Source organism: Actinoplanes sp. NPDC049118, from assembly GCF_040648555.1.
Classification (GTDB): domain Bacteria; phylum Actinomycetota; class Actinomycetes; order Mycobacteriales; family Micromonosporaceae; genus Actinoplanes.
On the sequence record NZ_JBEZDY010000001.1, the window covers coordinates 429,577 to 450,955 of the forward strand.

Sequence of the window (21,379 nt, forward strand, 5' to 3'; positions counted from 1 at the left end):
AGCCTCGGCGGTGCGCTAGCGTGACGCGCTATGGGCAGGCGCTATCGAGTGCTCCTGGTCTCCAGCAGCGGGGGCGTCCTCTTGGATCTGCTCGCCCTGCGCCCCTGGTGGTCGAGCCACGAAACGGTGTGGGTGGCGGTCCGCGCCCCGGACACCGAGATCGCCCTCGCGGGCCGGCGGGTGCACTGGCGCCCCGAGCTCTGCGCCGCGACCAGGCTGCGGGTCGTCCCGGCGACCTGGCGGGCGCTGCGCCTGCTGCGCGCCGAGAGGCCGGACGTCATCGTCTCCGCCGGCACGGGCGTGGCGGTCGGGTTCTTCCTCGCCGCCAGGCTGCTGGGCGTGCCCAGCCTGTGGCTGGAGACGCTGAACATGACCGGCCGGGCCGGTAAGGCCGCGCGGATCTGCGCCCGGCTCGCGGCCGCCGTGCTGGTGCAGCGGCCGGCGCTGCTCGAGACGCGCCCGCGCGCGGTGCTGATCGGCGAGCTCTACTGATGGCCCGGATCCTGGTCACCGTCGGGATGGGACCGTGGCCCTTCGACCGGCTCATCGCCGCCCTCGCGCCGCTCTGCGCGGTGCACGAGGTGTTCGCGCAGACCGGCGCCTCGGCGGTGCGGCCGCCGTGCCCGCACGCCCCGTTCCTGGCCCTGGACGAGCTGCAGGAGCGGCTCGCCGCCGCCGACGTCGTCATCACCCACGCCGGCAGCACCGTCCGGCTGGTGCAGCGGTTCGGGGGAGTGCCGATCGCGGTCGCCCGCGAGCGCGCCCGCGGCGAGATGGGCAACGACCATCAGGTCGACTATCTGCGGGCCGAGGAGCGGGCCGGGCGCGTGGTCGCGCTCTGGGATGTGCGGCGTCTGGCGGCCGCCGTGGCCGGGCACCGGGCGGCGGCGGCCCGGCTGCTCGCGGAACGGCCGCTGCCGCCGCCGGTCTCCGACGACCGGCTCGTCGCGGTGCTCGACGACCTCTGCGGGCGACTGTTGCGGTGAAATCCGTGGCCGCGCCGGTGGCCGCAATTCCCTTCCGTTCCCGTACGGCCTGACGAACGGTCGCCGCCCGGTAATCGATCGGCCGATCGTCTTGCACAAAGGTGCGGTTGTCGGCGCCTTCGCACAGCATGTGCGTATTCCACCGGGGTCGGCGGCTTGCATGGGAGGCGTAATCCGGGATCTCCTCACGCGAGGGTTTTTCGCGCCGGAGATGCCCGGCACAAGAAGGGGTGGAATACATGAGAGCAATTTCGCGGGACCGGGTCGGGCGGCAGTATGTCGTCCGGTGGATCGCAGTATTCCAAGCCGTTCTTCTGAGTATCTTCGGCGTCCTCGTCGGCGCCGGCCCGGCCGCGGCCGCGGCGGTGCCGGGCACCGTTCTCTCGTCCGCCGCCGCGTCGCTGCCGCCCGAACTCTCGCCGCACGGCACCGCCAAACGCATCGAGTACGTCTCCACGGACCTCTCCGGCGCGACCGTCACCGTCACCGGCCTGGTGATCACGCCCCGGCGGAAGTCCCTGCGGACGGTGGCGTGGGGGCACGGCACCACCGGCCTCGCCGACCGGTGCGCGCCGTCGGACCACCAGGACGTGTTCTGGCCCGAGGCCCGCGCGGCAATCGCTGAGCTGCTCAAACGCGGCTGGACAGTGGCGGCCGCCGACTATCCCGGCCTCGGCACGCCCGCGCCGCACCCGTACCTGATCGGCGGCACCACGGCCCGCTCGATGATCGACAGCGTGAAGGCGGCCCGCAACCTCGACAGCACGCTGACCACCCAGTACGCCCTCGACGGCCACTCGCAGGGCGGTCAGGGCGCGCTGTTCGCCGGCCAGCTGGCGGCCTCCTACGACGGGGCGCTCGAGCTGCGCGGCGTCGCCGCCATCGCGCCGGTGTCCAACGTGGACCTGCTTGCCCCGGTCATTCCCGGAACGCCCGGACAGGGATATCTGGTGATGGCCCTGTACGGTTTGAATGCGGTGGAACCCGGCTTCAATCCGTCCACCGTCCTGGCCCAGCCGGCGCAGGAAAGGACCCCGGTGCTGCGGACCGGTTGTCTCTACGAAATCCTCGAGGCGTATGCACCATTGACGGCCCGGCAACTGCTGAACGGCGGCGCGCTGCCCCCGCCCGTAGTGAGAAAGCTGGCGCAATACGACAACCCGGCGCAATCGGCCCCGAGCGCCCCCATTCTCATCGTCCAGGGAACCGCGGATGAGGCCGTGCCGTACGAAGTCACCGCCGGCCCGCTGCTCGATCAGCTCCGCGCATACGGCCAGCCCGTCAGCTTCGTACCCCTGGAGGGCGAGACCCACGACGGCGCGGTCTTCGCGTCGACCACCCTGGTCGCCGACTGGATCGCGTCCAGATTCGGCTAGCGCCGGACCGGCCCGGACCGCGGGCGTGGCATGATGCGCGACGGTCGGCCGCGTGGGGCGGTCCGGGCACGGACGGTGAGGCAATGCTGCACTCGGGGCTGAGGCTCGGCGGCCGCTACCGCCTCGACGCCCGGATCGGCGCCGGGGGCATGGGCGAGGTGTGGCGGGCCTTCGACGAGGTGCTCGGCCGGGTGGTCGCCGTCAAGGCGATGCTCCCCGAGGTCGCCGACCAGCCCGACTTCGCCCGGCGCTTCCTGGTCGAGGCGAAGTCGATGGCGAGCGTGAACCACTCCGCGGTGGCCTCCATTCACGACTTCGGGCGCAGCGACGGGATCACCTTCCTGGTGATGGAGTTCATCGACGGCGAGTCGCTGTCCCAGGCGCTCGGCCGCGCCGGCCGGCTCGGCGCGGCGGACACGATGCGGCTCGTCGCGCAGGCCGCCGACGGCCTGCAGGCGGTGCACGACCGCGGGATCGTGCACCGCGACATCAAGCCGGCCAACCTGCTGGTCCGGCGCGACGGTTCGCTGTTGATCACCGACTTCGGGATCTCGCGGACCCAGGACGGCACGCACCTCACCGTCTCGGGCGCGATCCTCGGCACGCCGACCTACCTGTCGCCGGAGCAGGTGCTCGGGCGGCCGGCCACGGCGCTCAGCGACGTGTACTCTCTCGGGCTCGCGGCCTACGAATGCCTCGCCGGGCAGCGGCCGTTCAGCGGGGAGAACCCGTACGCGGTGGCGTTGCAGCGGTTGCAGGCCGGGCCGCCGCCGCTGGGCGGCGACGTTCCCCGGCCGGTGGCGCAGGTGATCGAGCGGGCGCTGGCCATCGAGCCCGCCGACCGCTGGCGCTCCGCCGCGGAGTTCGCGGCCGCGGCGCGCGCGGCACTGCACGGCGGCCCCGGCCCGTCCGGCCATCCCTCGCCGCGGCTCGGATGGCCGCCGGCGCACCGGCCGAGTGAGCACGGTCAGGAGCCACCGGTGTCCGGCCGGGTGGTGTCCGGCTCGGCGGCCCCGGTGCCCGTAGCGTCCACGTCCGGGTCCGTGGCGGTTCCGCCGGTGGCGGACCGGCCGCCGCCCGCCGCCGCCCGGCGCCCGGCGCGCCGCCTGACGGTGGTCGCGGTCCTGCTGGTGACCGTCGTGGTCGCAGGCGTCGCCGGCTGGCAGGTCTTCGACCGGACGGGGCCGGGCGGGAACCCGGCGGACGCCGCCGACCCGCCGCGTGCCAGCACCGCGGCGCAGACGCCGGGCCTCGAGCCGTGCGGCCCCGCGTTCTGCCCCACCGAGCCGCTCTGCTGGGGTGGCCTCGCCGCGACCAACGGCAAGGCGGCGCAGCCCTGGCTGACGGACTGCGCGCAGCCCCACCGCTGGGAGACCTTCGCGGCGATCCCGCTGCCCGCCGACGCGGCCCGCACCCGCGAGGACGAGCTCATCGGCAACGGTTCCGTCGCCGCCGCCTGCTCGGCCTCGCTCATGTCGTCGCGCAGCCGGGACCGAAGCGCCACGGCCGGCTGGAGGCGCGACGCCTGGCCGATCCAGGTCGGCGGCACCGGCCCGCGCCTGATCCACTGCATCGCCCAGCCCGAGAGCGGCGGGGAGCACAACGGCGCCGCGTTCTGAGCCTCAGGCGCCGCGTGCCGCCGCCACCCGCCCGGCCGTCCGGCAGGCGGCGAGCCGGCCGTCGCGCAGTTCGAAGCTCGCGTCCACCTGGTCCAGGCCCTCGGTGCGGTGGGTGAGCAGCAGCACCGTGTGCCCCGCGGTCGCCGCGAGTAGGTCGTCCATCAGCGCCGCGGCGCCGGCCTCGTCGAGCCCCTCGGTCGGCTCGTCGAGTATCAGCAGGCCGGGCCCGGCGAGCAGGGCCCGCGCGGTGGCGAGCCGGCGCCGCTGACCGCCGGAGATCGTGCCGCCGCCGGTGCCGAGCCAGGTGCCGAGGCCGTCCGGCTGCTGCGCCAGCCAGCCGTCGAGCCGTACCAGCGCCAGGGCGGCGTGCAGTTCGGCGTCGGTCGCGCCGGGCCGGGCCAGCCGCAGATTCTCCCGTACGGTCGACGCGAAGACGTGGTCCGTCCCGTCGCCGACGAGCACGGTGCGGCCGACGCCGGTCACCGTTCCGGCCCGCGGGTCGAGCAGCCCGGCGAGGACGGCGGCGAGCGTCGACTTCCCGCCGCCGGAGGGCCCGAGGACGGCGACCCGCGATCCGGCCGGCAGGTCGAGGTCGACGTCGCGCAGCGCCGGTTCCCGGTCGGGGTCCCAGCCCGCGACCAGCCCGCGGACCGCCACGTCCCCGCCGGGTGCCGCCGGGCGCGGCGCGGCGGACGGTCGCTGCGCGGCGATCTCGTCCAGGCGGGTCCGGGCGGCCGCCGCCCGCCGCCGCGCCACGGCCGCGCCGGGCAGCGCCGCGACGGGCTCGCCGAGGGCGACGACGGCGAGCAGCAGGACGGTCGCCCACTCGTGGGACAGGCCGCCGCCGGTGGTCACGACGGCGGTCCCGGTGACGGCGACGCCCCAGCCGAGGTGGCTCAGGGCCGCGGCGGCGCCGGCCGAGCGGGCCCCGCCCGCCTCGAGGCGGGCCAGGCGCCGGCTCCGGCGGTCGGGTACGGCCAGGGCGCCGCCGCCGCCGCGATGGCGGACGGCCAGCTCCTCACATCCGTCGACGGTCTCCACGACGGCGTCGCGCAGCTCGGCCCGGGCCCGTGCGGTTGCGGCCTCGATCCTTGTCGCCCGCCGGGCGGCGAGCGCCGGGGCGAGCACGGCGCTGACCAGGAGCCCGGCCGCGAGCGGTAGCCCCGCCGCGGGCAGCATCAGCACGGCCGCCGCCGTGCCGACGGCCAGGGCCACGGCCGCGGCGAGCGCCGGAAGGCGCCCGCGCAGCAGGCCGTCGACGCGTGCGTCCACGTCGTCGGCGACCCGGGTGAGCAGGTCGCCGCGGCGGCGCAGCCGCGGTCCGGGCACCCGCGGCACCAGGTCGGCGAAGACCCGCGCGCGGTGCTCGCCGAGCCGCGCGAAGGCCACGTCGTGCGAGACCAGCCGCTCGGCATACCGCAGCAGCGGGCGGGCGACCGCGCTGCCCCGGACGAGCACGACCGCGGCCGACAGGGTCAGGACGGGCGGCAGGGCGGCGGCGCGCACGAGCAGCCAGGCGGCGGCGCCGGTCAGCAACGTGCCGGCGAGCCAGGACGCGGCGCCGAGCCCGACCGCGGTACCGGGCCGGCGCGCGATCCGCCCGGCGAGGCCGGGACGGTGCGGGCCGGGTGCGCGCCGGGCGGCGGGCGGCGGCCCGGCGGCGGCCGGTACGCGGTGACCGTCCCCGCCGGGGCGCGGTGGATCCGCCCGCCCGGGCGCGGCCGGCGACACGTCGACGACGCGGTCGGCGGCGGCCAGCAGCCGCGGCCGGTGTGCCACCACCAGCACCGCGCAGCCGAGGTCCGCGACCGCCCGCAGGCGCGCGATCACCAGATCCTCGGCGACCGCGTCCAGGTGCGCGGTCGGCTCGTCCAGCAACAGCACGGCCGGTTCGTGGTGCGCCGCCCGCAGCACCGCCGCCAGGGCGAGCCGCTGGCGCTGCCCCGCCGACACCCCGCTGCCGTGTTCGCCGAGGACCGTGCCGGGCGCGAGCTCCAGCCCGACGCCGCGCAACGCCGCCAGGATCTCGTCGTCGCCGGGGAACACGTCGGCGACCGTGCGGGCGTGCGGCAGCGTGGGGCGCTGCGGCAGGTACAGCAGGCCCGGCCCGGACAGCTCGATCCGCCCGTCGAGGGCGGGCTGGAGGCCGGCCAGTACCCGCAGCGCGGTCGTCTTGCCCGCACCGGACGGCCCGCGCAGCGCGACGAGTTCGCCCTCGCGCACGCACAGCGGCTCCAGGGCGAGCGCGTCGACGGCGGCGCCGGGATGCCGCACCCGCAGCCGGGACGCGTAGACGGCCGGGCGCGGCCCGCCGGGGTTGAACCGGCCGCCCGCGGTGACCGCGCCCGCCGGCACGAACACCGCCTCGTCGCCCGCCGGGCCGAGCCGGGCCGCCTGCTCCGCGGCGGGCGTCAGGATCTCGTCCACATCGGAGATCACCGCCGAGGCGTCGGCGCTGGCGTGGTACCGCGCCGCCAGCTCGCGCAGCGGCCGGTACACCTCCGGCGCCAGCAGGATCACCAGCAGCGCCGGGCCCAGCGGCATCGATCCCGCGGCCACCCGCAGCCCCGCCTCGACCGCGATCAGGCCGACCGACAGCGTCGCCACCAGGTCGAGGGCGGTCGAGGACAGGAACGCCACCCGCAGCACCCGTACCGTCGAGCGGCGGTGCCGCTCGGTCATCTCGCGGACCACCGCCGTCTGGCGCTCCGCGCGTCCGAAGATCCGCAGGGTCGGCAGTCCGTGCACCACGTCCAGGAAGTGGCCCGCCAGCCGGGCGTCGGCCTCCCAGGCCGCCTGCGCCTTCTGCTGCGTGGCCCAGCCGATCAGCGCGCCGAGCACCGGGATCAACGGGAGCGTAGCGAGCGCGACAAGCGCCGACGCCGGGTCGGCGACGGCCATCGCCACGATGACCAGCGGCGGCAGCACCGCGCCCAGCACCAGCGCCGGCAGATAGCCCGAGAACCACGGCCGCAGCGCGTCGAGGCCGCCGCAGAGCACGGCGGTGAGCCGGCCGCCGCCGTAGCCGGCCACCCAGGCGGGGCCCCGGCGCAGGGCGGCCGCGAGGGCCGAGCGCCGGAGCTCGTCGGTCACCCGGGCGGCCGTGCGCTGCGCGACGACCTGCTCGGCCCAGGTCAGCGCCGCGCGCAGCACGAAGGCGCCGGCGAGCAGCGCGAGCGCGTCGCGGCCGGTGACTATCCGGGCCAGGGCGACGGCGACGGCCAGCGTCGCCGCCGCCTGCCCGGCGCCGAGCAGGGCGAGTACCCCGATCCCGGTACGGCCGGAGCGCGCGTGCCGCAGCAGCCGCGGGTCGACCGGTCCCCGGCTCAAGACGGCACCCGCTCGCTGGCCACCCGGCGGCGGAACACCCAGTACGAGTACGCCTGGTAGACCAGCACGCCCGGCAGCACGATCACGCCGACGACGCTGAGCAGCCGCAGGGCCGAGTCGGTGGCGGCGGCGCCCGTCATGGTGAGCGACCACGCCGGGTCCAGGGTGCTGCGCAGCACCACCTCGCCGTGCGCGGTGAACGCGGCGACCACCGCACCCGCGATGCCCAGGGCCGTGCCGCCGAAGGCCAGCAGCTCCGCGCAGTTGCGGGCGAGCATGGCGAGGCCCGCGCACAGCACCGCCGCCGCGAGGACCGGCCGCGATCCGGTGCCGAGTCCCACCGCGCCGAGGACCACCGCGCCGCCGGTGGACAGGGCGACGCTCAGGCGGCGCGCGCGCAGCCGCACCGGGCCCGTGGTGCGCAGGGCGAGGAACATCGCGCCGATCAGCAGCGCCGCGAACAGGGCGGCGCCCGCTCCGGCCAGGGCGGGGGCGCCGAGCAGCGGGGCGGTGCTGCGGCTCAGTCCGGCGCCGGCGACCTGGCCGTCCGCGCCGAGCGCGAGGCCGTGCGTGATGACGCCGAGCACCGCGCCCCAGAGCAGCACGATCCCGGCCGAACTCGCCGCGAGGGCCGCGTCGCAGCGCCGCCGCCAGCGTTCGCCGTCGCCCTTGCCGCGGAACTCCAGCGCCACGCCGCGCACCGCGAGCAGCAGCAGCAGCGCGACCATCGGGAGGTACAGGCCCGAGAGCAGGGCCGCGTACCAGTCGGGGAAGGCCGCGAACGTCACGCCGATCGCGGCGACCAGCCAGACCTCGTTGCCGTCCCAGAACGGGCCGACCGTGCGGACGATCGCGCCGCGCTCGTGGTCGTCGCGGCCGGCGAGCGGGCCGAGCATGCCGACGCCGAAGTCGAAGCCCTCGAGGACGAAGAACAGCGTCCAGCAGAGGACCACCAGGCAGAACCAGACCGTGATCAACGTTGCTCCTCAGTAGACCGGTGCTTCGGCGGGGACCGGCGCGGTGGTGACCGGGGTCGGCGGCGGGGTGAGGGGCTGCCGGGCCAGGTGGCGGACCAGGCGTAGCCAGACGACCGCGAGCACGCCGTACACGGCGGTGAAGCCGATCAGGGACACCAGGACCTCGGCTCTGGTCAGGCCGGGGGAGATGCCGTCGGCCACCCGGGAGATGCCGAACGCCAGCCACGGCTGCCGCGCCGTCTCGGTGAAGATCCAGCCGAAGGAGTTGGCCGCGGTCGGCAGCAGCGGGATCAGCGGCAGGAACCGCAGGAACAGCCGGGCCGGGCGGTGGCCGCCGTCCAGGGTGCGGCCCCCGCGGGTCGACCACAGGTAGAGCGCGGCGGCCGCCATCGCCAGCATGCCGATGCCGATCATGAGGCGGAAGGTCCAGAACGCGACCGGGATCATCGGCACGTAGCTGCCCGGGCCGTACTCGGCGGCGTACTGGGCCTGCAGGTCGTCGATGCCCTGCACCTCGGCGCCGGGGCTGCCCTTGGCCAGGATGGACAGCAGCCAGGGCAGCTCGAGGCTGAAGAACGGCTTGCCGCCGCTGATGTCGCCGACCGCGAAGATCGAGAACGGCGCGCCGGTCGTGGTCTCGTAGAGCGACTCGGCGGCGGCCATCTTCATCGGCTGCACCTCGGTGATCACCTTGCCGAGGTGGTCGCCGGTCAGGGCGGTCAGCGCGCCGCCCGCGACGGTCATCCAGGCGCCCAGGCGGGCCAGCGGGCGGAACCCGTCGTCGGATCCGCGCCGCACGGCGACGGCCAGCAGGAGCGACCCGCCCACCATGGCCGCGCCGGCGAGGGTGTGCGGGAACGCGGCCAGGTTGACCTTGTTGAGCAGCAGGGCGCCGAAGTCGTCGAGGCGGGCGCGGCCGGTGACCGGGTCCAGCGAGTAGGCGACCGGGTTCTGCATGAACGAGTTCGCGGCCAGGATGATGAACGCGGACAGCACGGTGCCGACGGCGACCACCACGATCGTGGCCGCGTGCAGCGCCCGCGGCAGCCGGTCCCAGCCGAAGTACCACAGGGCCAGGAACGTGGCCTCGAGGAAGAACGCGAGCATGCCCTCGACGGCGAGCGTCGGGCCGAACACGTCGCCGTAGAAGCGGGCGAAGTTGCTCCAGCCCATGCCGAACTGGAACTCCTGCACGAGCCCGGTGACGACGCCGACGGCGAACGTGACGATGAGCAGCCCGCCGACGAACTTCGTCAGCCGCAGGTAGTTCTCCCGGCCGGTGCGCAGCCAGGCGATCTCCAGGCCCGCGGCGGCGCCGGCCAGGCTGATCGACAGCGGCACGAAGAAGTAGTGGTAGATCGTCACCACCGCGAACTGCAGCCGGGTCAGGTCGAGCACGTCCATGGTCATCCCCTCTACGACATTGCGTAGTAGATACTACGCATCGTAGTACGACGCTGTGCAGTAGAGTGGCACCCATGGCATTGGGGGACCTCGAACGCGAGGTCATGACGCAGTTGTGGGACGCCGGCGAGCCGCTGACCGTGCGCCAGGTGCACGACGGGCTGAGCCGCGACCGCGATCTGGCGTACACGACGGTGATGACCGTGCTGGACCGGCTCGCCAAGAAGGGCGTCGTCACGCAGCAGCGCGCCGACCGCGCCTACCGTTACGCGCCCGCGCAGAGCCGCGAGGAGATGACGGCCGCCCTGATGCTCGACGCGCTGCGCGCCGCGCCCGACGGCGTCCGCGACGCGGCGCTTGCACACTTCGTCGGCCGCATCGACCCGTCCGCACTCACCGCCGCGATCGAGTCGGCGCGGAAGGACCCGGGCGTCGCGCCGTGACCGCGCTGCTGCTCGGCGCGCTGGGGCTGACGCTGTCGCTTGTCGTGCCGGGCGTCCTCGCCCGGGCCCGCTGGACCGACCGGGCGCCGGCCGCCGCCGTGCTGCTCTGGCAGAGCATCACCCTCGCCGGTGTGCTCTGCGCGCTCGGCGTCGTGCTGGCCGCGCCGCAGGAGCTGGTCGGCGCGCTGGGCTCCGGCCGGCCGGTGGGCGCTGCCGCACTGATCGGCGCCCTCGCCGTCGCCGGGCTGATCATCCTGCGGCTGGTGGTCTCGCTGTTCCGGGTCGGCATCCGCTCGCGGGCCCGCCGCGCCCGGCACCGGATGCTTGTCGACCTGCTGGACAGCGCGGAGCGCCACGGCGAGCTGCCGGTCGAGGTGCCCGCCGGGCTGCGGGTGCTGAACGGGCCGCTGCCGTTCGCGTACTGCCTGCCGGGGCGCTCGTCGCGGGTGGTGCTCAGCAGCGGAGCGCTGCGGATCCTGGACGCCGCCCAGGTGGGCGTGGTGATCGCGCACGAGCAGGCGCACCTGCGGCACCGCCACGACGTGGTGATGGAGTCGTTCACTGCGTTCTACCGCTCGGTGCCCCGCCCGCTGCGCAGCCGCGCGCCGCTCGACGCCGTACACCTGCTGTTGGAGATGGTCGCGGACGACGCGGCCCGGCGGCGCGGCGGCGCGGCCCCGCTGCGCACGGCCCTCGCGCTGCTCGGCGACGCGGTCAGCCCCGACACGCCGGCCGAGGTCGGCGGGGCCGAGGCGGACCGCCGGCGCCGGCTGGACCGGCTGGCGGGCGCCGACCCCCGGTCCGCCGGCCTGGCCGTCGCGGCGGCCACCGGCGCGGCCGGGCTGCTGGTGTTACCGACAGTGATCCTGGTGGTGCCGTGGTTGGATCGGGCACTCTCGGCGTGGCCGCTTTAAGTCTGCATTAATTACGTTCGGTCACTGGGTGTTATGCGCTGTGTGCCCTGGTAACGCAGGGTTCTCTTCCGAATTGATCGGGAGTACGGTGGTGCCCGGCTCGGCAGTCCCCCCTCGTCCGAACCCGGGCGAACTGACGAGCCACGCCTAATCGTGTGATACGAGCCGGGGACCCAGGAAACCGGGGTCAAGCCACAGCGACATCGTGGCCGGGCGTCTTCCCGCCCGAACCCGTCAGCTAACCCGGTCGGCGTTGTGGGAAGAAAGGACACTGCACCTACGTGAAACGGATTGAGGCGCGACGCGCCGCAATTCTGCGCAGCGTCGCCTGCGCCGTCGCCGCGGTCGGAATTCTTCTCGCTCCCGGGGTGGCGCACGCGACGCCGTCCCCGTCGAGCATCGAAAAGCAGATCGACGAGCAGTGGAACAAGCTCGAACCGGTCATCGAGCAGTACAACAACGTGCACAACCAGCTGCTCAAGAACCGGGCTCAGCTCAAGAAGATCGACAAGCGGCTCGCTCCGCTGGAGCTGCAGGTCAATCTCGCCATGTCGCAGGTGGGCAACATGGCGGGGCAGGCATACATGCAGGGTTCGCCCAACGCGGTGAAGGCCATGATCGTCAGTGGCTCGCCGACCGGCCTGACCGAGAAACTCACGTTCCTCGACCAGCTCAGCCGGCACCAGCGCGAGTCGGTCGCCGACGTGGCGAAGCTGCGCGACAAGCTCGCGGCCGACAAGCGTGATCTGGACACCCTCACCGATGCTGTCGCGGCGCGCGACAAGCTGCTGGGGCAGCAGAAGAAGGACATCCAGAAGAAGGTCGACGAGCTGCAGAAGCTGCGGATCAAGGCGTACGGCGCGAGCGGCGGCTCCGACGGCGCGTTCCGCACGGGCCCGTGCCCGGTCGACTACAACAACGACAAGGGCGGGCGCGCGGCGCAGCGGGCGTGCGACCTCATCGGCAAGCCGTACGTCTTCGGCGCCGAGGGTCCGGGCGGTTACGACTGCTCCGGCCTCACCAAGGTGGCGTGGGCGGCCGTCGGGGTGCACCTGGAGCACTACACGGGTGACCAGATCCGGACGGGCAGGTCGATCAGCCGCAGCGAGCTGCAGCCGGGCGACCTGGTCTTCTACGGAAGCCCCGTGCACCACGTGGGCATCTATGTCGGTGGCAACACGATGGTCCACGCGCCACACACCGGTGACCACGTCCGGATGGCCTCGATCGACCGTGGCGGTGCCATCACCGGCATTCGCCGGCCGGGCTGACCGAGGCACGCACCACATCGGAGAAGCCGCCACGCCAGTGGCGGCTTCTCTGTATCAGAATGGCCGGATGCTTCCCGCCGTCTTCACCCGCAACGTCGCCACCGCCTGGGGCGAGGCCGGCCGCGAATGGCTGGCCGGCCTGCCGGCGCTTGTCGACTCCGTGGCCCGGGACTGGCGGCTGACCGTCGGCACGCCGTACCCGCTGAGCTTCAACTGGGTGGCGCCCGTGCGCCGGGCCGACGGCTCGCCCGCGGTGCTCAAGCTCGGCGTGCCGACGGCCGCCCACCTGGCGCAGGAGGCCGATGCGCTGTCGTTCTTCGCCGGCGCCGGCGCCGGCGCGGCCGGGCTGCTGGACCGCGACGCGGGCCGCGGCGCCCTGCTGATCGAGCGGGTGGAGCCCGGGCACACGCTGCGCACCCTGGTGCGCGAGCAGGACGAGCGGGCGACGGCCGTCCTGGTCGCCATGATGCGGCGCCTGCACCGGCCCGCGCCGCCGGGGCTGGCGTGCGCGGAGCTCACCACGTACGCGGAGGGCTTCGCCGCGCACCTGCGGCGTTACCCGGGCGACGACCCGATTCCGCGTCGCCTGGTCGAGCGGGCCGCCGGGCTCTTCGACGAGTTGTGCGCCTCCGCGCCGCGGCGCGTCGTCCTGCACGGCGACCTGCACCACGAGAACGTGCTGGCCGGTACCCGGGAGCCGTGGCTGGCCATCGACCCGCACGGCCTGCTCGGCGACCCGGGCTACGAGGTCGGCGCCGTGCTCTACAACCCCTTCGACGGCGACGAGCCCGTGCTCGACCTGCTGCCGGCGCGGATCGAGCAGTTCGCCGACGGCCTCGACATGGACATCGACCGGGTGGTCGCGTGGGGCTTCGTGCAGGCCGTGCTGTCGGAGGTCTGGTCGAGCGACGGCGACGGCGACGGCGACGGCGGCGCCGCGACGCCCGGCCAGGCCCTCGACGTCGCGCTCACTCTGGCGCCGCGCCTGCGCTGACCAGGCGTAGCAGGCGCACGAGTTCCCCGCGTTCCGTGGCCGACAGCGGCGCGAGCAGCTCGTCCTGGATCTGTTCGGCCCGCTCGGCCAGGGCCCGCGCGCGCCGGCGGCCCTGCGGGGTCACCGTGACGATGTTGCGGCGCCGGTCCGCCGGGTCCGGCCGGCGCTGCACGTAGCCGTCCTCCGCCAGCTCGTTGAGCGCCGCGACCATGTCGCTGAAGTGGATCTCCGTACGCCGCCCCAGGTCCGCCTGGCTGGCCGGGCCGTCGTCGATCAGCGTGGTCAGCAGCCGGTAGTGGTAGCCGCGTGCGCCGATCTCGGCGAAGCGCTCGGTGACGAGGCGGTGTGCCAGCGCCGCGGTCCGGGTCAGCAGCCGGCTCGGGAGGTCGTCCATGTGTGCAGGCTAACATTTGCCACCCTAACGTTAGTCGGCCTAACGTTAGTCATATGAACGATATTCACCCCTTCCGGGTACACGTGCCGCAGTCCGATCTCGACGACCTGGCCGACCGCCTCGCCCGCACCCGCTGGCCCGACGAACTGCCCGGTGCGGGCTGGGACTACGGGATCCCGCTGTCCCGGGTCCGCGACCTGGCCGAGCGCTGGCGCACCGGCTACGACTGGCGCGCGCACGAGGCGGCGCTCAACGGGTACCCGCAGTTCGTCACCGAGATCGACGGGCAGCGGGTGCACTTCCTGCACGTCCGGTCCGCGAACCCGGCCGCGCTGCCACTCGTGCTCGTGCACGGCTGGCCCGGCTCGGTGCTGGAGTTCCTCGACATGGTCGAGCCGCTGACCGGCCACTTCCACCTGGTGATCCCGTCGATTCCGGGCTTCGGCTTCTCCGGGCCGACCGCGGAACGCGGCTGGGACCAGCAGCGGATCGCCCGGGCGTTCGCCGAGCTGATGACCCGGCTGGGCTACCCGCGGTTCGGCGCGCAGGGCGGCGACTGGGGCTCCGGCATCGCCCGCGCGCTGGGTGCCGTCGCGCCCGAGCGGGTCGTCGGCGTGCACGTCAACTACCTGCCGACGCCCGGCCCGTCCGCCGGGCTGTCCGGCACCGACCGGGAGCGCGCCGAGCGGACCGCGGCCTTCGCCGCGAACCGGCCCGGCTATCAGGTGCTTCAGGCGACCAGGCCGCAGACCATCTCGTACGCGCTCACGGACTCGCCCGTCGGCCAGCTCGCCTGGATCGCGGAGAAGTTCACCGAGTGGGCCGACCCGGCGTCGACCATCGGCGACGACGTGCTGCTCACCGACGTGTCGATCTACTGGTTCACCCGCACGGCCGGCTCGTCGGCCCGGCTGGCGAAGGAGAGCGGATACGGCGCGTCCTGCCCGGTGCCGATGGGGGTGGCCGTGCTGCCGCACGACATCGTGCAGTCGGTGCGCCCGCTGGCCGAGCGCGGCCACGACATCCGGCACTGGAGCGAGCTGCCGCGCGGCGGCCACTTCGCCGCCCTGGAGGTGCCCGGTGACCTGGCCGCCGACGTCATCGCGTTCTTCGCCGGCCTGGCGCCGCGGGCCGCCTGATCAGGCGGACGGCGGCCGGCCGTGGCGGCTCTGGTGGCGGCGGGCCTTCATCCGGTTGCCGCAGCTGGCCATGGAGCACCACCGGGCGGTGCCGGCCCGGCTGTGGTCGACGAGGAAGAGCCGGCACTCCGCGTTCGCGCATGGCCGGAGCCGGCCGGGATGCTCCTCCCGCAGGCGCGCCCAGGCGAGGGTCACCCGCACGGCGAGAAGTCGGTCGGGCGGGGCGGCCAGCCGCCAGTGCAGCCCGTCGTCGAGTTCGGGGTATTGGTGCACGCCGTCGAGCAGCGGCGCGAGCGAACCGGGCGGGCGCTCGCCGCGGACCACGGCCTGCAGGCGGTCCCGGGCGTCGCGCACCGCCGCGACCTCGGCCACCGTGCCGGTGCCGCCGGCGGCGGCGAGGGCCGTGCGGGCCGCGGCCGGATCCGCGAGCCGGTCCGTGTGCCGCCCGTCGACCACCGGGGTGCCGTTGAGCACCCACAGCAGGACGTCCTCGTCCGTCATGTAACCCCCTTGAAGGCCTTGACAGGTTAGCAGTTGGGCTGGTTGGCTCGCACTAACCACATCAAGACCTCATGGGGGTTATCGTGTCGGTACACCACCGCTACGCCACCATCGACGGCCACCGGCTCTTCTACCGCGAGGCCGGCGACCCCGCCGCACCCGCCGTGGTGCTGCTGCACGGCTTCCCGGCCAGCTCGTTCATGTTCCGCGGGCTGATCCCGGCGCTCGCCGACCGCTACCACGTGATCGCGCCCGACCACCTCGGCTTCGGCCACTCCGACGCGCCGGCCGCGACCGACTTCGGCTACAGCTTCGACGCCCTCGCCGGCCTCACCGCCGGGCTGCTGCGCGTGCTCGGCGTGCCGCGCTACGCGATCTACGTGCAGGACTACGGCGCGCCGATCGGGTGGCGGCTGGCCCTGCGCCCGGAGGAGCCGGTCACGGCGATCGTCACCCAGAACGGCAACGGGTACGAGGCCGGCCTGGTCGAGGACTTCTGGAAGCCGGTCCGGGCCTTCTGGGAGCATCCGGGGCCGGACACCGAGGCCGGAGTGCGGTCGGCGCTGGACCTCGAGGCGATCCGCTGGCAGTACACGCACGGCGTACCGGATCCGAGCCTGGTCAGCCCGGACACCTGGACGCTCGATCACGCACTGGTATCGCGGCCCGGCAACGACGCGATCCAGGTGCGGCTCTTCGCCGACTACGCCACGAACCTCGCCCTCTATCCGCGGCTGCACGGGTACCTGCGGGAGAAGCGGCCGCCGGTGCTGGCCGTCTGGGGCCGCAACGACGAGATCTTCGGCCCCGCGGGCGCCGAGGCCTTCCGGGCCGACGTGCCGGACGCGGAGATCCACCTGCTGGACGGCGGCCACTTCCTGCTGGAGAGCCACCCGGCGGAGGCGACCGCCCTGATCCGCGACTTCCTGGCCCGCACCCACTGACCTCGCCGGCCCGCCGCGGCGCCGGGCATGACCGCGTCTCATGAGTGACACCAGGACCACACCGGGGCGTCGCGGCGGGCGGGCATAATCGCGTCTCATGAGCGACGCTTTGATCGACAGCCTGGCCGCGGCGGTCGCCGCGCGGCCCGACGACCTGCCGCTGCGGCTGCACCTGGCCGAGCTGCTGCTGGCCGCCGGGCGGCACGGCGAGGTGGTCGGCCATGCCGCACAGATCCTGGCCCGCGAGCCCGCCGACGACACCGCCCGGCGGCTGATGACCGCCGCGCTCGCCGGCGGGTCACCCGCCCCGGCCGCGCCTCCGGCGGCCCCGGCCCCGGACCCGGCCTCGCCCGCGGCGCGGCCGGGCGTCGACTGGGCGGCGCTGGAGGACGAGTTCCAGGGCGTCGTCCCGCCGCGGTTCGTCCCCGCCGGCGACGAGCCCGAGCCCGTGCAGGGCCACGGCGACCGGGCACACGACGTCGAGCGGGCCACGATCACCCTCGCCGACGTCGGCGGCATGGACGAGGTGAAGAAGCGGCTCGAGCTCGCGTTCCTCGGCCCGCTGCGCAACCCGGAGCTGCGCACCCTGTTCGGCAAGAGCCTGCGCGGCGGGCTGCTGCTCTACGGCCCGCCCGGATGCGGCAAGACCTTCCTCGCCCGTGCGGTGGCCGGGGAGATGGGCGCCGGCTTCATCTCGCTCTCGATCGTCGACGTGCTCAACATGTGGGTCGGCAGCTCCGAGCGCAACCTGCACGACCTGTTCACGGCCGCCCGCACCCACGCGCCGTGCGTGCTGCTCCTCGACGAGATCGACGCCCTCGGGCACAAGCGCAACCAGCTCAGCTCGTCGGCGATGCGCACCCTGGTCAACCAGCTGCTCACCGAGCTCGACGGCGTCGATGGCAACAACGACGGGGTCTTCGTGCTGGCCGCGACGAACGCGCCGTGGGACGTCGACGCCGCGCTACGCCGCCCCGGCCGCCTCGACCGGACCGTGCTGGTCCTGCCGCCCGACGCGGCCGCCCGCGCCGCGATCCTCGAGTACCACCTGCGCGACCGGCCCATCGCCGACATCGACCTGCGCGCGCTCGCGGCCGGCACCGAGCACTTCTCCGGCGCCGACCTCGCGCACGTCTGCGAGACCGCCGCCGAGTTCGCGATGCGCGACGCGATCACCACCGGCGAGGTCCGGATGATCTCCCAGCGGGACATGACCTCCGCCGTACGCGAGGTGCGCCCGTCCACCGACGCGTGGTTCGCCACCGCCCGCAACGTCGCCATGTTCGGCAACGAGAGCGGCGAGTACGACGACCTGGCCGCGTACCTCAGGAAGCGCAAGCTGCTGTGACCGGTGACGATGCGCACCGCCGGGCCTGGCATCTCGCCGAGGCCGGCCGCCACGCCGAGGCCGAGAAGGTGCTGCGCGCGGCCCTGACCGCCGAACCCGCCGACGCCCGGCTCCTGACGATGCTCGGCTACGTGCTGCGCCGGCAGTTCGACTACGTGTCCGCGCTGGCGGCCTGCGACGCGGCGATCGCGGCCCTGCCCGGCCTCGCCGACGCGCACGGCGAACGCGCCGAGACGCTGCTGTGCCTGCTCCGCGACAGGGACGCGGTCGCCTCGGCGACCGAGGCCGTCCGGCTCGCACCGCACAATGCGGCGAGCCACCTGGTCCTGGCCCGCACGCTGGCGCAGGAACGCCGCTTCGACGAGGCCCGCGCGGCGGCCGACCGGGGCCGGGCGCTCGCACCGCAGTTCGTCGACGGCCTGCTCGCGGTCGCCGACGTGAACCGCGTCGCCGGCAAGCGGGACGTGGCCGAGGAGGCCGCCCGGGCCGCGCTGGCACTCGACCCGGACAACGAATACGGCCGCTGGCTGCTCGCCATGATCGACGCCGAACGGCTGCGGGTCGGCCGGTCGATGCGGGCCCTGCGCGACGTCGCGAGCGAGAACCCGGCCCGCCCCGACGTCGTCTCGATGACCTGGCCGATCCGCGGCCTGCTCGGCTCGCTGCGCATCTGGTTCCCGGTGGCGATCGCGCTGGTCGCGGCCGTCACCCTGGCCGGCGTGTGGTGGCCGCCGGCCGCGACCATCGGGCGCATCCTGGCCGCGCTCTTCGCCGCGGTGGTCGCCGGCTTCGCGCTGCGGTTGCTGGTACCGGCCGGCCGCCTGCCCTGGCGCTGCCTGCGCCTGTCGCCCGCCCTGCTGCGCCGCGCCGCGCACGGCGGGACGGTCACCGTGTGCGCGCAGGTCGCGCTCCTCATCGCGTACGCGGTGACGGGCCTGTGGTGGCTGCCGGTCCTCGCCCTGGCCGCGGCGCCGGTGCAGTGGGGCTTCGGGCTGGCGGAGCTGATCGGCGCGCGGATGGACGACCCCGGCTACCTGCACGCGCTGAAGGATCTCGGCCGGGACTTCCGGGACTGGGGCGCCGAGTTCGGCCAGTGGTGGCGCGAGACCAAGCGCGAGCTCCGCGAGACCTGGCACGACGACAACCAGGGCTCCGTCCCGCCGCGCTCCGGCCGGACGCCGAGGTAGGTCGGGAATCCGGCGGCCCGCCCGGGACCGGGCGGGCCGGTGGTCGCCGGCCCGCCCGTGCCGTCAGCAGTTGCGCAGCTCGGGGGACTGGTTGAGCAGCTGGCCCCGCGCCGAGACGAACGCCTGGTAGCGCTCGCCGCCGACCGCGCTGAAGCGGAAGGCCCCGACCCGGTGGCAGTTCTGGAACGCGAGCTTCGCGCCGAAGTGCCGCTCGAGCCCTCCTCGGATCGCGTCGCTGGCCAGGGCGCGCAGCAGCTGGCCGCGCTCCACCTCGGACGGCGGCGGGATCTCGTGGTCGGCGAACTCCTCGCCGTCCTTCAGGTCGGTCATCACCTTGCTGACGACCTCCCACGCGTAGGGGAGCGACGTGCGGACACAGTCGACGAACTCGGCGTCCGTGACCTCGCCGCGCTCGGCGACGGCGAGCAGGTCGGGAGAGACGTTCAAGGACATGGCGTTCCTTCCGGTAACGGGGACGCCGCCGGCGGCGCGCCGGCGACGACCCCATCTTGTTGGGAACGGTTTTCATTGTAAAGTCCATCGTGCCGATTTCACCTGGACGGTGAGTGCCAATCGCCGGACAGCGGCGACGACCGCGACACCCACCCCGACGATCCGATGGGGTTGACCACGGCGACGCGGCCCTGTCGGGTGAGGTTCCCGACCGCGCCGCCGCCCGAAACGGGCCCGCCAGGTTGGGGACGAGCTCGCCGGTCTCACCGTGCTCGGCGCCCTGATGCGAGACCATGACCGAAGGAGGTCACGATGCTGGTCGACCGGCAGGGGCTCGGAACCGGGGTCACGCTCCTGCACGTGACACAGCCCGTGAAGCGGGTCGCCGGGAAGCCTGCGACGAAGCTGACACAGGAGGTCGGAGTGACTGCTGATCCAGCGGGCGGCCGGCGTCCCACCGCCGCGGTGAGCGACCCTGTCCGGGGTCCTCGGCCGTGGATGATGGTCGGCGCTCCGCTGCTGGCTTTCGCCGCTGCCGCAGGGGTCGGCACCGTCGCGGGGTTCGTGATCGCCGCCGTGCAGTCGCCCGGGCCGAGCAGCGGCTGGGAGGAGCTCGGCGCATTCGTCCTGGGTTTGTTCGTCGGGGCCGCGGTCGGCGTCGTCGTGTATGTGGCGGCGTTGACGGTCGCGGCGCGGCGGTTGTTCGCGCCGGGGCCCTGGGCTGTGCCGGTACTACTGACGCTGGTGGCGCATGCCGCGGTCGTCGCGGTCGTCGCGGGTCTCACCTCCCACCTGCAACCGACATCCGGCGGCGGTAAGGTGGCCACCGTGCTGATGTGCCTCGCCTTCGGGGCGTGCGGCCCGGCGTCCTTCGTCGGGTACGGCACTACCGGCAGGCCTCGTCTGTGTGCAGTCGTCGTCCTGAGCGCGCTCACGCTCAGCACCGTGCTGGTCGCCGGCGTCTCGGCCCATCCTCGGTGACCCGTGCGAGACCACGACCGAACGAGGGGTGACGATGCCGGTCGACTGGCAGTGCGATGCGGTCTTAGCGGCCCGGCCCGCGGGGGCCGGCGCCCGGGGGGAACTCCGCCCGCCGGCCGTCAGGCGCTGAGCAGCGCCCAGCTGCGGCGGTCGCCCCAGATCGAGTACGGGTCGAGGTAGGGCCGGACCAGCGTGGTCAACTCGGCGTCGCCGACGCCGCGCAGCTCGTCCTGGGCGATCCTGCGAACAACGCCGGCGAGGATGTCGGCGAGCTGGATCCGCGGCTCGGCCTCGGCCGTCGCGAGCCGCAGCCCCTCCAGCCGCAGCGGTGCGGCGAGCAGCGGCCTGATCCGGCTGATCCGCTCGTCCGGCGGCGTCGTGCGGCGGTCGTGCAGGATCGATATCGGCGTACCGTCGGCACCCCAGCGCCCCACGGTCCGGACCACCGCCGGGATCAGCGGGTCGAGCACGGACAGTGCGGGGTCGTCGCGCAGCCGGGCCCGGAACGCCTCCGCGCGCGCCCGGCCGCCGAGCTCGCCGGCCAGCCGGAAGAAGGCCTCGACCGGGCCGCGGACGTCCTGGCGGTCCCGGCCGTGCATGAGCTCGTTGGCGGCCACCAGGTAGTCGTGGCCGGGGCGGCCGGCGAAGAGCCGATCGGACAGGGCCCGGGCCGATCGGTCGGCGGACAGCCCGGCGGTGGTCGGGTCGGCGAGCAGCAGGTCGGTGAGCTTGCCGAGTACGAAGTAGACCTTGTCGATGACGTAGACGTGTGCGCGCCGGAACAGCGGGCTGGACGGACCGAGCAGCCAGACCAGCACGGACCGGTGCCCGTCCCGCAGCAGGTGGTCGGCCTTGTACCGGATCGCGGGTGCGCGGATCCGGCCGCGCAGCTCCGCGAGGCAGGCCCGTGCGGCGTCCGCGCCGAGGCGGACGCCCGCGTGCGCGAACACGTCGGTGGTGGTGTCGATGAGCTGCTCGCCCTCGTATCCGGACTCGTCGCACGCGATCTCGAGGACCTCCACCCGAGCATTGTCACGTGGCGCGGTGCGCGCGGAGAACGGCGAATCGGCGGCCGGTACGGTCGCAGCGCCGGGCGGTCGGAAACCTGCGCCGGGCAT

20 protein-coding genes and 1 riboswitch are annotated in these 21,379 nt (G+C 74.4%); of the genes, 13 read left to right on the top strand and 7 right to left on the bottom strand.

Features of this window, described 5'->3' with window-relative positions:
* Positions 1-30 precede the first annotated feature (30 nt).
* From AB0B58_RS01960 to AB0B58_RS01975, 4 genes are all read left to right on the top strand, one after another.
* Positions 31-492, top strand: coding sequence for a hypothetical protein (locus tag AB0B58_RS01960; RefSeq protein ID WP_360215880.1), 462 nt, complete (start codon positions 31-33; stop codon positions 490-492).
* Positions 492-986 carry a hypothetical protein gene (locus AB0B58_RS01965; RefSeq protein ID WP_360215883.1) on the top strand — a complete coding sequence of 165 codons (495 nt, stop codon included), beginning with the start codon at positions 492-494 and terminating at the stop codon, positions 984-986. Before AB0B58_RS01960 ends, AB0B58_RS01965 begins: the two co-directional genes overlap by 1 nt.
* Positions 987-1,225: 239 nt before the next feature.
* Positions 1,226-2,362, top strand: a complete 1,137-nt coding sequence (locus AB0B58_RS01970) for a lipase family protein (protein WP_360215886.1) — start codon at positions 1,226-1,228, stop codon at positions 2,360-2,362.
* Between the two features lie 83 nt (positions 2,363-2,445).
* Positions 2,446-3,981, top strand: a complete 1,536-nt coding sequence (locus AB0B58_RS01975) for a serine/threonine-protein kinase (RefSeq protein ID WP_360215889.1) — start codon at positions 2,446-2,448, stop codon at positions 3,979-3,981.
* A gap of 3 nt (positions 3,982-3,984) precedes the next feature.
* On the opposite strand, the gene cydC is transcribed toward AB0B58_RS01975, so the two are convergent.
* From cydC to AB0B58_RS01990, 3 genes are read right to left on the bottom strand one after another with little or no spacing between them, the layout of a single operon-like run.
* The gene (gene cydC / locus AB0B58_RS01980) at positions 3,985-7,311 is read right to left on the bottom strand and encodes a thiol reductant ABC exporter subunit CydC (protein ID WP_360215892.1); all 3,327 of its coding nucleotides are present in this window, start codon (positions 7,309-7,311) and stop codon (positions 3,985-3,987) included.
* A complete protein-coding gene (cydB, locus tag AB0B58_RS01985; RefSeq protein WP_360215895.1) occupies positions 7,308-8,288 on the bottom strand; it encodes a cytochrome d ubiquinol oxidase subunit II in 981 nt (326 codons plus the stop codon). Before cydB ends, cydC begins: the two co-directional genes overlap by 4 nt.
* Before the next feature lie 9 nt (positions 8,289-8,297).
* Positions 8,298-9,698 (bottom strand): cytochrome ubiquinol oxidase subunit I, encoded by a 1,401-nt coding sequence (locus AB0B58_RS01990; protein WP_360215898.1) that lies wholly within the window; start codon positions 9,696-9,698, stop codon positions 8,298-8,300.
* 68 nt (positions 9,699-9,766) lie between these two features.
* Here AB0B58_RS01990 and AB0B58_RS01995 point away from each other — a divergent pair, with 68 nt between their 5' ends.
* The 4 genes from AB0B58_RS01995 to AB0B58_RS02010 all read left to right on the top strand — a co-directional run bounded on the left by AB0B58_RS01995 (position 9,767) and on the right by AB0B58_RS02010 (position 13,314).
* Positions 9,767-10,135: a BlaI/MecI/CopY family transcriptional regulator gene (locus AB0B58_RS01995; RefSeq protein ID WP_360215901.1), complete on the top strand. Its 369-nt coding sequence runs from the start codon at positions 9,767-9,769 to the stop codon at positions 10,133-10,135.
* Positions 10,132-11,049, top strand: coding sequence for a M56 family metallopeptidase (locus AB0B58_RS02000; protein WP_360215904.1), 918 nt, complete (start codon positions 10,132-10,134; stop codon positions 11,047-11,049). The genes AB0B58_RS01995 and AB0B58_RS02000 overlap by 4 nt, the downstream gene beginning before the upstream one ends.
* Before the next feature lie 134 nt (positions 11,050-11,183).
* Positions 11,184-11,317: riboswitch (cyclic di-AMP (ydaO/yuaA leader) on the top strand.
* Between the two features lie 13 nt (positions 11,318-11,330).
* On the top strand, positions 11,331-12,320 hold the full coding sequence (locus tag AB0B58_RS02005) for an NlpC/P60 family protein (protein ID WP_360215907.1): 990 nt from the start codon (positions 11,331-11,333) through the stop codon (positions 12,318-12,320).
* A 67-nt stretch (positions 12,321-12,387) separates the two neighbouring features.
* The gene (locus tag AB0B58_RS02010; protein ID WP_360215910.1) at positions 12,388-13,314 is read left to right on the top strand and encodes an aminoglycoside phosphotransferase family protein; all 927 of its coding nucleotides are present in this window, start codon (positions 12,388-12,390) and stop codon (positions 13,312-13,314) included.
* On the opposite strand, the gene AB0B58_RS02015 is transcribed toward AB0B58_RS02010, so the two are convergent.
* Positions 13,289-13,708 (bottom strand): MarR family winged helix-turn-helix transcriptional regulator, encoded by a 420-nt coding sequence (locus AB0B58_RS02015; protein WP_360215913.1) that lies wholly within the window; start codon positions 13,706-13,708, stop codon positions 13,289-13,291. The genes AB0B58_RS02010 and AB0B58_RS02015 overlap by 26 nt on opposite strands.
* Positions 13,709-13,770: 62 nt before the next feature.
* On the opposite strand from AB0B58_RS02015, the gene AB0B58_RS02020 reads away from it, so the two are divergent.
* Positions 13,771-14,847: an epoxide hydrolase family protein gene (locus AB0B58_RS02020; RefSeq protein WP_360216231.1), complete on the top strand. Its 1,077-nt coding sequence runs from the start codon at positions 13,771-13,773 to the stop codon at positions 14,845-14,847.
* On the opposite strand, the gene AB0B58_RS02025 is transcribed toward AB0B58_RS02020, so the two are convergent.
* The gene (locus tag AB0B58_RS02025) at positions 14,848-15,348 is read right to left on the bottom strand and encodes a CGNR zinc finger domain-containing protein (protein ID WP_360215916.1); all 501 of its coding nucleotides are present in this window, start codon (positions 15,346-15,348) and stop codon (positions 14,848-14,850) included.
* Between the two features lie 71 nt (positions 15,349-15,419).
* Here AB0B58_RS02025 and AB0B58_RS02030 point away from each other — a divergent pair, with 71 nt between their 5' ends.
* The 3 genes from AB0B58_RS02030 to AB0B58_RS02040 all read left to right on the top strand — a co-directional run bounded on the left by AB0B58_RS02030 (position 15,420) and on the right by AB0B58_RS02040 (position 18,827).
* On the top strand, positions 15,420-16,292 hold the full coding sequence (locus AB0B58_RS02030) for an alpha/beta hydrolase (RefSeq protein ID WP_360215919.1): 873 nt from the start codon (positions 15,420-15,422) through the stop codon (positions 16,290-16,292).
* Positions 16,293-16,389: 97 nt separating this feature from the next.
* A complete protein-coding gene (locus AB0B58_RS02035) occupies positions 16,390-17,640 on the top strand; it encodes an ATP-binding protein (protein WP_360215922.1) in 1,251 nt (416 codons plus the stop codon).
* Positions 17,637-18,827 carry a tetratricopeptide repeat protein gene (locus AB0B58_RS02040; protein ID WP_360215925.1) on the top strand — a complete coding sequence of 397 codons (1,191 nt, stop codon included), beginning with the start codon at positions 17,637-17,639 and terminating at the stop codon, positions 18,825-18,827. Before AB0B58_RS02035 ends, AB0B58_RS02040 begins: the two co-directional genes overlap by 4 nt.
* A gap of 63 nt (positions 18,828-18,890) precedes the next feature.
* Here the strand turns inward: AB0B58_RS02040 and AB0B58_RS02045 are convergent, their stop codons facing one another.
* Complete coding sequence (locus tag AB0B58_RS02045; RefSeq protein ID WP_360215928.1) at positions 18,891-19,280, bottom strand: SCO5389 family protein; 390 nt, start codon at positions 19,278-19,280, stop codon at positions 18,891-18,893.
* A 312-nt stretch (positions 19,281-19,592) separates the two neighbouring features.
* Here AB0B58_RS02045 and AB0B58_RS02050 point away from each other — a divergent pair, with 312 nt between their 5' ends.
* Positions 19,593-20,261, top strand: coding sequence for a hypothetical protein (locus AB0B58_RS02050; RefSeq protein ID WP_360215931.1), 669 nt, complete (start codon positions 19,593-19,595; stop codon positions 20,259-20,261).
* A gap of 119 nt (positions 20,262-20,380) precedes the next feature.
* On the opposite strand, the gene AB0B58_RS02055 is transcribed toward AB0B58_RS02050, so the two are convergent.
* Positions 20,381-21,283, bottom strand: a complete 903-nt coding sequence (locus AB0B58_RS02055; protein ID WP_360215934.1) for a hypothetical protein — start codon at positions 21,281-21,283, stop codon at positions 20,381-20,383.
* Positions 21,284-21,379: the final 96 nt, after the last annotated feature.

Bases quoted from the DNA above. Each gene is read 5' to 3' on its own strand.
- AB0B58_RS01960 (WP_360215880.1), top strand. From the start codon at position 31: ATGGGCAGGCGCTATCGAGTGCTCCTGGTCTCCAGCAGCGGGGGCGTC.
- AB0B58_RS01965 (WP_360215883.1), top strand. From the start codon at position 492: ATGGCCCGGATCCTGGTCACCGTCGGGATGGGACCGTGGCCCTTCGAC.
- AB0B58_RS01970 (WP_360215886.1), top strand. From the start codon at position 1,226: ATGAGAGCAATTTCGCGGGACCGGGTCGGGCGGCAGTATGTCGTCCGG.
- AB0B58_RS01975 (WP_360215889.1), top strand. From the start codon at position 2,446: ATGCTGCACTCGGGGCTGAGGCTCGGCGGCCGCTACCGCCTCGACGCC.
- AB0B58_RS01990 (WP_360215898.1), bottom strand. From the start codon at position 9,698: ATGACCATGGACGTGCTCGACCTGACCCGGCTGCAGTTCGCGGTGGTG.
- AB0B58_RS01995 (WP_360215901.1), top strand. From the start codon at position 9,767: ATGGCATTGGGGGACCTCGAACGCGAGGTCATGACGCAGTTGTGGGAC.
- AB0B58_RS02010 (WP_360215910.1), top strand. From the start codon at position 12,388: ATGCTTCCCGCCGTCTTCACCCGCAACGTCGCCACCGCCTGGGGCGAG.
- AB0B58_RS02015 (WP_360215913.1), bottom strand. From the start codon at position 13,708: ATGGACGACCTCCCGAGCCGGCTGCTGACCCGGACCGCGGCGCTGGCA.
- AB0B58_RS02025 (WP_360215916.1), bottom strand. From the start codon at position 15,348: ATGACGGACGAGGACGTCCTGCTGTGGGTGCTCAACGGCACCCCGGTG.
- AB0B58_RS02030 (WP_360215919.1), top strand. From the start codon at position 15,420: ATGGGGGTTATCGTGTCGGTACACCACCGCTACGCCACCATCGACGGC.
- AB0B58_RS02035 (WP_360215922.1), top strand. From the start codon at position 16,390: ATGAGCGACGCTTTGATCGACAGCCTGGCCGCGGCGGTCGCCGCGCGG.
- AB0B58_RS02045 (WP_360215928.1), bottom strand. From the start codon at position 19,280: ATGTCCTTGAACGTCTCTCCCGACCTGCTCGCCGTCGCCGAGCGCGGC.
- AB0B58_RS02050 (WP_360215931.1), top strand. From the start codon at position 19,593: ATGCTGGTCGACCGGCAGGGGCTCGGAACCGGGGTCACGCTCCTGCAC.